Consider the following 12,487-nt stretch of genomic DNA (forward strand, 5'->3'; position numbering starts at 1 on the left):
CCCGTTCGGGCTGAACCTGTCGAAACCGAAGCGAAGCTGGTAATCGGTTCGTCGTTTATCTCAACGCAAAATATGAGTCAAATTGACCTCTATCGCTTATCCATAAAGCGTTAGCAGCTATCAATTTCATAGTTTATGCATGAGGGCAAGCACCATGTGCTCGGCATAGCGGCTGGCTACGGTCTGCACGAAGAGGGGGAAGTCCACGTGCGCGGTGTCGTCGGCGCGGTCGGAGATGGTGCGCACCGCGGCGAAGGGGATGCCGTAGTCGTGACACACCTGGGCGACGGCGGCGCCTTCCATTTCTACGGCCAGCACATTGTGGCCAGCGTCGTGCAACGTGGTGCGCAGACGGTGGGCTTCATCGGCGGCAGAAACAAAGCGGTCCCCGCTGGCAACCAGGCCGTGGTGCGCGCGGTGCAGGGCATCTTCCGATGTACTCTGCGGCACATACTCCAAGCCAAATTGGCCTCTAGCGCTTGATACACAAGCGTGAGCAGCTTCCAAAAGCGTAGCAGACAATGCCGCATCACAGACCAGGCGGCTGCGTGCGTAGCCCGGCACTTCCCAGCGGGGGAACAGGGGAGAGGCGTCCATGTCGTGTTGGAGGTAGTCCTGCGCTACCACCACATCGCCCACATTCACGCCATCGCCCACACCGCCCGCAACCCCGGTGAAGACGATGCGCGCCACACCGAAACGCTCGATGAGCGCCGTGGCCGTGGTGGCCGCCGCCACCTTGCCGATACCCGACAGCGCCAACACCACCGGGCGGCCCTGCAGATCACCCAGCCAGAAAGCCCGGCCTGCGTGCATCACCCGCTGAGGGTGCAAGAGGTGATCAACCAGCGAGCTTTGCTCTTCGGGCAAGGCGCTGAGGATGGCGGTGGTCATGGGTTCTCCCTGAAAAACAAAGGCGGCCGAGGCCGCCTGGATTGTCAAGCGGGGCACGTGGCCCCACGGGTCACTTCTTGTCCCGAAGTTCGCGGCGCAGGATCTTGCCCACGGGGGTCTTGGGCAGCTCGGTGCGGAACTCGATGACCTTGGGCTGCTTGTAGCCCGTGAGTTCAGCGCGGCAGAACTCCTTGACCTGCGCTTCGGTGAGCGCGGGGTCTTTCTTGACGATCACGAGCTTGACGGCTTCACCGGTCTTCTCGTCAGGCACGCCCACCACGGCGCATTCGAGCACGCCGGGGCAGTTGGCCACGACCTCTTCCACCTCGTTGGGGTAGACGTTGAAGCCGCTGACCAGCACCATGTCCTTCTTGCGGTCCACGATCTTGAAGAAGCCGCGCTCGTCCATGACACCGATGTCGCCGGACTTGAAGAAGCCGTCGTCGGTCATGACCTTGGCGGTTTCATCGGGGCGCTGCCAGTACCCGGCCATCACCTGCGGGCCCTTGATCGCGATCTCGCCGGGCTGGCCGAGGGTGGTGACTTCCTTGCCATCGTCGTCGATCAGCTTCATCAGGGTGCCGGGAAGCGGCACGCCAATGGTGCCCGTGAACTCCTTGGCGGTCACGGGGTTGCAGCTGACCGAGGGGCTGGTCTCCGACAGGCCGTAGCCTTCGCAGATGGGGCAGCCGGTCTTCTCCAGCCACAGTTTGGCCACAGCGCCCTGCACGGCCATGCCCCCGCCTACCGAGACCTTGAGGTTCTTCCAGTTGACGGTATTGAAATCGGGGTGGTTGGCCAGGCCGTTGAACAGCGTGTTCACGGCCGGGAAGCTGTGGAAGGTGTGCTTGGACAGTTCCTTGAGCACGGCAGGCAGGTCGCGCGGGTTGGGGATCAGGATGGTCTTGCCGCCCGTGCGCATGCTCAGCATCATGTTCACGGTGAACGCAAAGATGTGGTACAGGGGCAGCGCGCAGATGCTGGTCTGCTGTTCGCCTGCGGGCACCTTCTTCATCACGGGGTCGTTCCACGCCTCGGACTGCAGCACGTTGGCGATCACGTTGCGGTGCAGCAGCACTGCGCCCTTGCTCACACCCGTGGTGCCGCCGGTGTATTGCAGCAGCGCGATGTCGTCAGGCTTGATGTCGGGCTTCTTGAGCGTGCCGCGCGTGCCCTGGGCCACCGCGTCATTGAAACGCACGGCACCCGGCAGGTTGTATGTGGGCACCATCTTCTTGACGTTGCGCACCACATAGTTGACGAGAGCGCCCTTGAGCAGGCCCAGCTGGTCGCCCATGGCGCACAGCACCACGTGCTTGACGGGCGTGTTCGCAATGCAGCTTTGCAGCGTGGTGGCGAAGTTTTCGATGATGACGATGGCCTTGGCACCCGAGTCCTTGAGCTGATGCTCCAGTTCGCGCGGCGTGTACAGCGGGTTCACATTGACCACCACAAAACCTGCGCGCAGGATGGCAGCCACCGTGACGGGATACTGCGGCACGTTGGGCATCATGATGGCCACACGGTCGCCCTTGACCAGGCCCAGGCCCTGCAGGTAGGCCGCAAACGCACTGCTCAGGGAGTCGGTCTGGGCATAGGTCACTTCCTTGCCCATGAAGCTGTAGGCCACGCGGCCAGCGTACTTGGTGAACGCCTCGTCCATGAGGGCCACGAGCGACGGATATTGCGTGGTGTCGATGTCTGCGGGGACGCCTTGCGGATAGGCTGTCAGCCAGGGGCGATGGGTCATTGTTGTCTCCTGATAAGTTTTATTGAGGTCGTGAAAACCGTGCTGCGCCTAACAGCACGGTCGTGCTTTTTTCGCGGTGGAATTATGCCCGTCACCCCTTGAGCGCGGAAAGAACTTCGTCGAGCATTTTCTTGGCGTCGCCAAACAGCATGCGATTGTTGTCCTTGTAGAACAGAGGGTTGTCCACCCCCGCATAGCCCGACGCCATGGAGCGCTTCATCACGATCGAGGTCTTGGCCTTCCACACTTCGAGCACCGGCATGCCGGCGATGGGGCTGGACGGATCGTCCAGCGCGCTCGGGTTCACGATGTCGTTGGCGCCGATGACCATGGCCACGTCGGCATTCGGGAAGTCCTCGTTGATCTCGTCCATCTCCATAACGATGTCGTAGGGCACCTTGGCCTCGGCCAGCAGCACGTTCATGTGGCCGGGCATGCGGCCTGCCACGGGGTGGATGGCAAAGCGCACATCCACGCCTTTTTCGCGCAGGGTCTTGGTGATCTCGTACACCGTGTGCTGGGCCTGGGCCACAGCCATGCCGTAGCCGGGCACGATGATCACACTCTTGGCGTCGCGCAGCAGCTCGGCCGTCTCGGCGGAGCTGACGGGTACGGCCTCGCCCTGCGGCTCGGTTGCCTCGCCTTTTTTGGCGGGAGTTCCAGCGCCCGAGCCAAAGCCGCCCGCGATCACGCTGATGAAGTTGCGGTTCATCGCGTTGCACATGATGTAGGACAGGATGGCGCCCGAGGAGCCCACGAGCGCGCCCGTGACGATAAGCAGGTCGTTGGACAGCATGAAGCCCGTGGCCGCCGCCGCCCAACCCGAGTAGCTGTTGAGCATGGACACCACCACCGGCATGTCGGCGCCACCGATGGCCATCACCATGTGGATGCCGAACAGCAGCGCGATCGCCGTCATCACCATCAGCGGCACCATGCCCTGTTCAATGGTCTCGGCGCGCAAGAACTCGCGGCCAAACCAGATCACGATCAGCAGCGCAGCCAGGTTCATCCAGTGGCGGCCGGGCAGCAACAGCGGCTTGCCACCGATCTTGCCGTTGAGCTTGCCAAAGGCGATCAGTGATCCGCTGAACGTGATGGCGCCGATCAGGATGCCGACATAGATCTCCACCTCGTGGATGATCTTCTCCGCGCCTTGCAGCTGGATCGAGGTATCCACATAGCTGGCAAACCCCACCAGGCAGGCCGCAAGACCCACCAGACTGTGCATGAGCGCGACCAGCTCCGGCATCTGCGTCATCTTGACGACCTTGGCCGCATACAGGCCAATGCCGCCGCCAATCACCAGCGCGCCGACGATCCAGGCCACCCCTGCGGGGCTGACGCGCGGGCCGAACACCGTGGCCAGCACGGCCAGCGCCATGCCGACCATGCCGAACAGGTTGCCCCGGCGCGAGGTTTCGGGGTTGGAGAGCCCGCCCAGGCTCAGGATGAACAAAATGGCCGCGCCCAGGTAGGCCACGGTAGCGAGACTTTGGGACATGTTCTGTGCTCCTCGTTGTTCTTGTCGTTATCGGATTACTTGCGGAACATGGCGAGCATGCGGCGCGTGACCGCAAAGCCACCGAACATGTTGACGGCCGTGAGCACCAGGGCGGCAAAGGCAAGCCACAGGATGAGCCCATCAGGGCGCCCATTGATGCCCGCATCGGGCGGCGCAATCTGCACCAGCGCGCCGATGGCGATGATGCTGGAGATGGCGTTGGTCACGCTCATGAGCGGCGTGTGCAGCGCGGGCGTGACGTTCCACACCACCATGTAGCCGATGAAACAGGCCAGCACGAACACCGTGAAGTGCCCCAGGAAGGCCACAGGCGCATAGGCACCGATGGCCCAGAACAGCACGGCCAGCACGGCAAAAACAATGGTCAGCGTCTTGGCGGACATGGGGGCACCGGGGCCATGGCTGGATTTCTTGGCGGCCACGGGTGCCGCCGCAGCCTTGGGTGCCGGTGCAGGGGCCTGCTTGAGCGGTGGCGCAGGCCAGGTGATGGCACCATCCTTGACCACGGTAAGGCCCCGGATCGCGTCATCCTCCATATTGACCACGGCCACGCCGTCCTTGGCCTTGCACAGCTCTTCTGTCAGGCGCAGCAGGTTGGTGGAATACAGGGTGGACGACTGCTTGGCCAGGCGCGAAGCCAGGTCGGTGTAGCCGACGATGGTCACGCCATGGCGCACCACGGCCTGGCCGGGCACCGTCAGCTCACAGTTGCCGCCTTGCTCGGCAGCCATGTCCACGATCACGCTGCCGGGCTTCATGCTCTGCACCATCTCGGCCGTGATGAGCTTGGGCGCGGGCTTGCCGGGGATCAGCGCGGTGGTGATGATGATGTCCGCGTCCTTAGCCTGCTCCGCGTACATCTTGCGCTGCGCGGCCTGGAAGCCCTCACTCATGACCTTGGCGTAACCGCCGCCGCCCGAGCCTTCTTCCTCATAGTCCACCTTGACGAACTCACCGCCCAGCGACTTGACCTGGTCGGCCACCTCGGCACGTGTGTCGTTGGCGCGCACGATGGCGCCCAGGTTGGCCGCCGTGCCAATGGCCGCAAGACCCGCCACGCCAGCGCCTGCGATGAACACCTTGGCGGGCGGCACCTTGCCCGCCGCCGTGATCTGGCCGTTGAAGAAGCGGCCAAAGGCGTTGGCCGCCTCGATGACGGCGCGGTAGCCGCTGACGCCTGCGGTGGAGGTGAGTGCGTCCATCTTCTGCGCGCGGGAGAGCGTACGTGGCAGGCAGTCGATGGCGAGCACCGTGGCCTTCTTCGCGGCCAACTGCTGCATCAGTTCCGGGTTCTGGGCGGGCCAGATGAAATCGATGAGCGTCGAACCCTCGCGCATCAGCGCCACTTCGTCGCTGCTGGGCGGGCGCACCTTGAAGACGATATCGGATGCAGCCCACAGCGCGGCAGCGTCGCCCACGATCTGAGCCCCGGCGGCGCGGTAGGCGTCATCGCTGAAATTGGCGCCATCCCCAGCCCCCGACTCCACCGTGACCGCGAAGCCCAGCTTGATCAGCTTTTCCACCACATCGGGCACGGTGGCCACGCGCTTTTCACCGGGGAAGGTCTCCCTGGGCACGCCGATACGCTGCGGCTGCGGGACGGGGGTTGTCTGCATTAGAGGTCTCCTCGAGTTTCGTAATCGTTATGCAAGGCCGCCAGGCAGGGAAAAACTGGCGAGCTAGGGCCTGGATGTGGGCGTGGGGAACGGGAAAGGCGGAATGGCCAGGTGGCCGTCCACCATGCCGGCGCTCAGGCGCGCAGCCTGGGCCAGGTCATAGGCCCACTGCTGGAAGGGCAGACCTGCGAGCAGGAACTCTTCGTTGTTGCGCGGCCGGACGCTGATCAGCCGCTGGTCCACCAGGGCATCCACCGCCACCCAGACACCCGCTTCGGTGACGTAGCGGTAGCTCACATGCGCATAGGGGGTGCTCAGCGCGATCTGGCGGCTGGCCATCCATTGGCCCAGATCGGGTCGGTTCTTTTCAAGCCACTTGGGGCTGCTCGCCCAAAGCTTGAAGCGCAGGCAGTCGGCGCGCACGGGGCTGCCATCCGCGGGATCTTTGACCACGACGTCCTGTTGCGGCGGGCAGTACCCCACCCCTTGCGGAGACCCGCGCAGATCGCCGGTGCGGTTGGTCTGCACGCGCACCGCGGCCAGCCATTCGCCTTGTGCACCCCGCAGCGCCACCGCACGCGTCTGGAGCGGGGTACGGCCTGCGGGGCTGGATGTGGCTTCTTCGGAGGTTCCCAGGTCCTGCCACGCCCCCGGCGGCAACACCAGACGGGCGCGACCCACGGGATATTCGGACTTGGGAGGAACGGTCAGGGGTGCGCACGCCACCGTGAACACCGTCACGGCCAACACAGGCAAGAGAGGCAACAGCCGCCGGAACTTTGAAATTGTCAGAGTCATAGAGAAAGGTTCATACGAATTCGCCTTCAATCATCCCACGGCACCCGAGTCCGTCCATCGACGGCTTCTGCCATGCAACAACCAGCTCGGTGTAGCTGGTGAGAAATGTGTTGAAAGCGCCCTGGTATCGGACACTTCTTGCGGCGCTGCCGGTGGGCAAGCTGACCGTGAGCTTACATGAAGAAGATCTTGTCGCTGTCACCTTTGTCTGCTGTAGAGGGAACTCCCCAGTCTCCGCATGCAGACAGGCAAAAAAAAGCCTGGCAGCACAACGCAGCCAGGCTGGACAGCGGCCCCGCAGGGCCTCATGCCAACGATCAGTTCACCACTTGGGCCAGCGTACCCGCAGCGTACTGGGCTGCCACAACCTGGAGGCTCAGGCCCTTGATCTTGCTGCCCTGACCTTCGCAGCCGAACTCCAGGTAACGCTGCTTGCAGACCTGCTTGGCAGCTTCGCGGGCAGGCTTGAGCCATTCGCGGGCGTCGAACTTGTCGGGGTTCTCAGCCAGGAACTTGCGCACCGCGCCGGTCATGGCCAGGCGGATGTCGGTGTCGATGTTGATCTTGCGCACGCCGTGCTTGATGGCTTCCTGGATTTCCTCGACCGGCACACCGTACGTTTCCTTCATCTTGCCGCCGTACTGGTTGATGATGGCCAGCAACTCGGCGGGCACCGACGAGGAACCGTGCATTACCAGGTGGGTGTTGGGGATGCGCTGGTGGATTTCCTTGACGCGGCTGATGGCCAGGATGTCGCCCGTGGGCTTGCGGCTGAACTTGTAGGCGCCGTGGCTGGTGCCGATGGCAATGGCCAGGGCGTCCAGTTGCGTGGCCTTGACGAACACGGCGGCTTCTTCAGGGTCGGTCAGCATCTGGCTGTGGTCGAGCTTGCCTTCAGCGCCAATACCGTCTTCTTCACCGGCTTCGCCGGTTTCCAGGTTGCCCAGGCAGCCCAGTTCGCCTTCGACCGTGACGCCCACCTTGTGCGCCATGTCCACCACCTTGCGGGTCACTTCCACGTTGTACTCGAAGGAGGAAGGCGTCTTGCCGTCTTCCATCAGCGAGCCGTCCATCATCACCGAGCCAAAGCCCAGGTCGATGGCGCCCTGGCAGACCTTGGGCGAAGTGCCGTGGTCCTGGTGCATGACGAGCGGAATGTGCGGGAAGGCCTCGACCGCTGCCTGGATGAGGTGCTTGATGAAGGGCTCACCCGCATATTTGCGGGCACCGGCGCTGGCCTGCAGGATGACCGGGGCGCCCACTTCGTCGGCGGCGGCCATGACGGCCTGGACCTGCTCCAGGTTGTTGACGTTGAAGGCAGGGATGCCATAGCTGTTGGCAGCGGCATGGTCGAGCAGTTCGCGCATCGAAACGAGGGGCATGGTCGTAGGGTCCGTTGAGGGTTGGGGAAGGCGCTGTAAGCCGGGCTTGGCGGTGGTAACCGCTTGGTAACTCGCAATTTTAACCGGGGGGCGTGACCGCCGAAGGGGGCAAATCCAACCGAAAACAGGTGGTAAAGGGCGGGGCGGCAGGCGCTGGCCCGAAATAGCCACCATGAATGTCTGCGACCCGCCGCAGGATCTCGTGGCCCAGATGCAGGCTGTCCGAGGGGTTTCTCGGCCCCGGAGCGACAGACGCATCGCCCTGGCGCCGCGCGCCGTCGTCGCACACCTGCAGCCATGCACCCGCCCCGTCAGAAGCACCTACCTGCACGGCGATGTGCGTGCCGTCTGGCGTGTGTTTGAGCGCGTTCTCCACCAGATTGCGCGCCGCGATGTCCAGCAGCAGCGCATGCCCAGACACCCACAGCGCCGGTGGCGCCGACAGTGCGATGTCGTTGCCCCGCTGCCAGGCCGCCTGGGCATAGTCGGCACACACCTGGCGCGCCACCGCGCACAGATCCACCGGCGCCTTGGCCTCATGCAGTTCGGCCCGGCTCGCGCGCGCCAGGGCCAGCAGCTGGTTGAGCACATGCCCTGCACGCAGGGCATCCTGGCCAATGCGGGCGATGGCCTGCGCCCGGGCGGCCGCATCCAGTTCGCCGCCCAAAGCACTGGCCTGCAGCGCAATGGAGGACAGGGGCGTGCGCAATTCGTGCGCGACTTCATTGGCCAGCCGGCGCTCGCGCACCATCGCCGCCTGCTGGCGGTCCAGCAGGGTGTTGATCGATGCGACCACGGACTCGAACTCGTTCCAGGCATGGCGTGACGCCAGGCGCTGGGTGCTGGCGGGGTCGAGCGCCGCCACGTCGGCCGACAGGGCATACAGCGGGCGCAGACCGCGCCACAGCGCAAGCCCGAGAGCCAGGGACACCACGGGCAGCAACCACAGGCCGGGCTCGATCATCTGCTCGGCAATGTCCTGGGCCAGCTCGTCGCGCTCGCGCAGCTCCAGCAGCACCATGATCTTGTGCGTGCGTGCCGCGTCCCACTGGGAAAAACTGCGCCACACCACCCCCTTCGCCCCCAGCGCCATGTTGGCGAACCCCTCGGCGGCGCTGAAAGCAGGCACAGGCGCCGTACCGCTGTGATGGAGCAGACGCCCCTGCGCATCCCACTGGACGACGCTGAGCGATTGCTGGTAGTCGTGCGACTTGAGCCAGGGTGTGGCGACCCGCTGGGTGACCTGGGGCCCCTCGGCAGCCTCGTTCGCACGCAGGTTAAGCAACAGGGCGGCCACGCTGGCCAGGTGCCCGTCGGTCAGTTCATCCGCTTCGTGCACCCCCGTCTGGTAGCCCATGAACACAAAACTGCCCCACACCAGCACCAGCGCGCCCAGGGACCACAGCAGCAGCTGCCGGGTCAGCGACGGCCTGCGCGCACTCCCCCCGGGCGTTGCGGCAGCAGCGCTCATGCGGCCGCCTCCTGGGGCATGAAGTAGCCCACACCGCGCATGGTCTGGATACATGCGCTGCCCAGCTTACGCCGCAGGTGGTGAATGTGGACCTCCACCGCATTGCTCTCGATGGCCGCATCCCAGCTGTACAGGCGCTCTTCGATCTGCTGGCGCGAGAGCACCCGCCCCCGCGCCTCCAGCAACACCAGCAGCACCGAAAACTCCCGGGGCGACATCTCCACCAGCTTGCCGCCTTGGTGCACGGTGCGCGCCGCAGGGTCCATCTCGATATCGCCATAGCGGATGGTGGGCGAGGCGCGCCCGGCGGCCCGGCGCAGCAGGGCGCGCAAGCGCGCATCCAGCTCGTCCATGTCAAAAGGCTTGGCCAGGTAGTCGTCCGCCCCCTGGTCCAGCCCCGCAATGCGCTGGTGAACCTGGTCACGGGCGGTCACGATGAGCACAGGGGTGGAGGGATCGGGCAAAACCTGCGCAGAAGCCGCTCCCCCCGGCGCCGGGCTGAGGCGCAACCGCCGCAGCAGATCGCCGCCATCACCGTCGGCCAGCCCCAGATCGAGCAGCACGGCATCAAAGCGCTCCGCGCGCAACGCCCCCCAGGCACTGGCCACGCCATCACACACATCCACCGCATAGCCACGTTGCTGCAGGTTCGTGCGCAGGCCTGCGGCAATGCCGGCATCGTCTTCGACAACGAGTATTCGCATGCAGCGATTGTCGCCGGGCGCGGCCACCTGCGCAGGGTCATTAAGGCGGCGTTAAGTGGCGCGCCCTATGGTCGGTGGAATGCTGTCCACGCCTTCCTCGCCCCGCCGCTTCGACCACGACCACCGTACCTTGCTCCTGTGGACCCTGGGCATCCTGATCGCCATCGTGGCGTGGGACGCTGGCGGGCAAGACATCCCCCTGGCCCGCGCATTTGGCTCGGCCAACGGGTTCCCACTGCGAGAACAATGGTTCTTCGTGCAGGTACTCCACGAAGGCGCACGCCGCCTGGGATGGCTGCTGGTGCTGCTGCTGGCACTGGGCGTGTGGTGGCCCTGGGGGGTGCTGCGGCGCCTGGACATGGGGGAGCGCCTGCAGATGGCCATCAGTGCCTTGCTGGCGCTGGCGGCCGTGAGCGTGGGCAAGAACCTGAGCACCACCAGCTGCCCCTGGGACCTGGCGGAGTTCGGCGGTGTGGCGCGGTATGCCTCCCACTGGGCGCTGGGCGTGGTCGATGGCGGCGGTGGGCGGTGCTTTCCGGCGGGCCATGCCTCGGCGGGTTTTGCCTTCGTGGGGGGCTACTTCGCTCTGCGCCACAAGGCACCGGCTGCCGCGCGCTGGTGGCTGGCTGCGGCGGTGCTGGCGGGCTTGGTGCTGGGTGGAGCCCAACAGGTGCGGGGCGCGCACTTCATGAGCCACACGCTGTGGACGGGCTGGCTCTGCTGGACGGTGGGCTGGCTGTGCGACCTGGGAGCGTTGGCACTGCGCCCACGCCTGGCGGCGTTGTCTCTCGCCAACGACCCGCCACACGCGGCCAGCTAACGACTCAGAACCTGGCTATTCAGCTCGCCACGCAGATCTTCAGCATGTTGGTCCCGCCGGGCGCACCCATGGGTTCGCCGCAGGTGATGGCATAGACATCGCCCTTTTGCACGATGTTGCGGTTCTTGAGGTGGCGCTCGGCCTGCTCAAGGGCCGTATCGCGGTCAGCACTGGTGTCCATGAGCAGGGGGCGCACGTTGCGGTACATGGCCATCTTGCGCTGCGTGGTCACCTTGGGCGTGAGCGCATAGATGGGGATGCGGATGCTGTGGCGGCTCATCCACAGCGCCGTGGCACCGCTGTCGGTCATGGCCACGATGGCCTTGGCGCCCAGGTGGTGGGCGGTGAACAGTGCGCCCATGGCAATGGACTGGTCGATGCGGCCAAAGGTCTGGCCGGTGAAGTCCGCGTCCAGGTGATGGTCTTCCGCCGCCTCGGCCGCTGCGCAGATGGTGGCCATTTCTTCCACGGTTTCGAGTGGGTAGCGGCCTGCGGCCGTCTCGGCGCTCAGCATCACGGCGTCGGTGCCGTCCAGCACGGCGTTGGCCACGTCACTCACCTCGGCGCGCGTGGGCACGGGGTTGGTGATCATGCTTTCCATCATCTGCGTGGCGGTGATGACGACCTTGTCCAGCTCGCGCGCCATGCGGATCATCTTCTTTTGCAGCGCGGGCACGGCCGCGTTGCCCACTTCCACCGCCAGGTCGCCGCGCGCCACCATGATCCCGTCGCTCACGCGCAGGATGGCTTCGAGGTGCGGGATGGCCTCGGCCCGCTCGATCTTGGCGATCAGGCCCGGCTTGTGGCGGTACTCGGACGCGGCCACATTGCACAGCTGGCGCGCCATCTCCATGTCGGTCGCGTTCTTCGGAAAGCTCACGGCCACGTAGTCGGCCTGGAAGCTCATCGCCGTGCGGATGTCCTCCATATCCTTGGCCGTGAGGGCCGGTGCCGTGAGGCCGCCACCCTTCTTGTTGATGCCCTTATTGTTCGACAGTTCGCCACCCACCTTGACGGTGGTGTGCACCTCTTCGCCGCGCACCGCATCCACCGTGAGCACGATCAGCCCGTCATTGAGCAGCAGCAGGTCGCCCGCCTTCACGTCGCGTGGCAGCTCCTTGTAGTCGAGCCCCACACCTTCGATGTCGCCCAGTTCGGTGCGCGATGCATCCAGCACAAACTTGGCGCCCGACTCCAGCTGTACCTTGCCCTCGGCAAACTTGCCCACGCGGATCTTGGGGCCCTGCAGGTCGGCCATGATGGCCACCTCGCGGCCCGCGCGCTGGGCGGCGGCACGCACGGTGGCGGCGCGGTCGATGTGGTCCTGCGCCTTGCCGTGGCTGAAGTTCAGCCGCACCACATTCACCCCCGCGCGGATCATGGCCTCCAGCAGTGCCGGGTCGCTGGAGGCGGGGCCCAGAGTGGCAACAATCTTGGTGGCGCGGCGGGTAGGCATGGGTTTGTCTCTTTCTCTCGTTTGTCTGGTGGATGTAATCGAGTTTCAATTCTCACACGAAGCGGTTACAG

The 12,487-nt window shown here is 65.1% G+C and carries 10 protein-coding genes; 1 reads left to right on the top strand and 9 read right to left on the bottom strand.

Annotated features, from left to right (window positions below; genetic code table 11):
• Positions 1 to 126 precede the first annotated feature (126 nt).
• The 8 genes from ACODS0_RS07330 to ACODS0_RS07365 all read right to left on the bottom strand — a co-directional run bounded on the left by ACODS0_RS07330 (position 127) and on the right by ACODS0_RS07365 (position 10,140).
• A complete protein-coding gene (locus tag ACODS0_RS07330; RefSeq protein ID WP_218300948.1) occupies positions 127 to 894 on the bottom strand; it encodes a 5'-methylthioadenosine/adenosylhomocysteine nucleosidase in 768 nt (255 codons plus the stop codon).
• A 70-nt stretch (positions 895 to 964) separates the two neighbouring features.
• A complete protein-coding gene (locus ACODS0_RS07335; RefSeq protein WP_488833940.1) occupies positions 965 to 2,644 on the bottom strand; it encodes a long-chain-fatty-acid--CoA ligase in 1,680 nt (559 codons plus the stop codon).
• 91 nt (positions 2,645 to 2,735) lie between these two features.
• Positions 2,736 to 4,148: a Re/Si-specific NAD(P)(+) transhydrogenase subunit beta gene (gene pntB / locus ACODS0_RS07340; RefSeq protein ID WP_426305495.1), complete on the bottom strand. Its 1,413-nt coding sequence runs from the start codon at positions 4,146 to 4,148 to the stop codon at positions 2,736 to 2,738.
• Positions 4,149 to 4,183: 35 nt separating this feature from the next.
• A complete protein-coding gene (locus ACODS0_RS07345) occupies positions 4,184 to 5,785 on the bottom strand; it encodes a Re/Si-specific NAD(P)(+) transhydrogenase subunit alpha (RefSeq protein ID WP_228897279.1) in 1,602 nt (533 codons plus the stop codon).
• A gap of 63 nt (positions 5,786 to 5,848) precedes the next feature.
• Positions 5,849 to 6,583 carry a hypothetical protein gene (locus ACODS0_RS07350; protein WP_121421491.1) on the bottom strand — a complete coding sequence of 245 codons (735 nt, stop codon included), beginning with the start codon at positions 6,581 to 6,583 and terminating at the stop codon, positions 5,849 to 5,851.
• Between the two features lie 317 nt (positions 6,584 to 6,900).
• Positions 6,901 to 7,965 (bottom strand): class II fructose-bisphosphate aldolase, encoded by a 1,065-nt coding sequence (fba, locus tag ACODS0_RS07355; protein WP_055398457.1) that lies wholly within the window; start codon positions 7,963 to 7,965, stop codon positions 6,901 to 6,903.
• 79 nt (positions 7,966 to 8,044) lie between these two features.
• Positions 8,045 to 9,436: a histidine kinase dimerization/phospho-acceptor domain-containing protein gene (locus ACODS0_RS07360; protein ID WP_488833943.1), complete on the bottom strand. Its 1,392-nt coding sequence runs from the start codon at positions 9,434 to 9,436 to the stop codon at positions 8,045 to 8,047.
• Positions 9,433 to 10,140 (bottom strand): response regulator transcription factor, encoded by a 708-nt coding sequence (locus tag ACODS0_RS07365; RefSeq protein ID WP_055398497.1) that lies wholly within the window; start codon positions 10,138 to 10,140, stop codon positions 9,433 to 9,435. Before ACODS0_RS07365 ends, ACODS0_RS07360 begins: the two co-directional genes overlap by 4 nt.
• Positions 10,141 to 10,219: 79 nt before the next feature.
• Between ACODS0_RS07365 and ACODS0_RS07370 the strand changes: the two genes are divergently transcribed.
• Positions 10,220 to 10,960 carry a phosphatase PAP2 family protein gene (locus ACODS0_RS07370; RefSeq protein ID WP_121508276.1) on the top strand — a complete coding sequence of 247 codons (741 nt, stop codon included), beginning with the start codon at positions 10,220 to 10,222 and terminating at the stop codon, positions 10,958 to 10,960.
• A 19-nt stretch (positions 10,961 to 10,979) separates the two neighbouring features.
• On the opposite strand, the gene pyk is transcribed toward ACODS0_RS07370, so the two are convergent.
• On the bottom strand, positions 10,980 to 12,416 hold the full coding sequence (gene pyk, locus ACODS0_RS07375; RefSeq protein WP_055398460.1) for a pyruvate kinase: 1,437 nt from the start codon (positions 12,414 to 12,416) through the stop codon (positions 10,980 to 10,982).
• Between the last annotated feature and the right edge of the window lie 71 nt (positions 12,417 to 12,487).

The organism is Acidovorax sp. FG60, assembly GCF_057808995.1.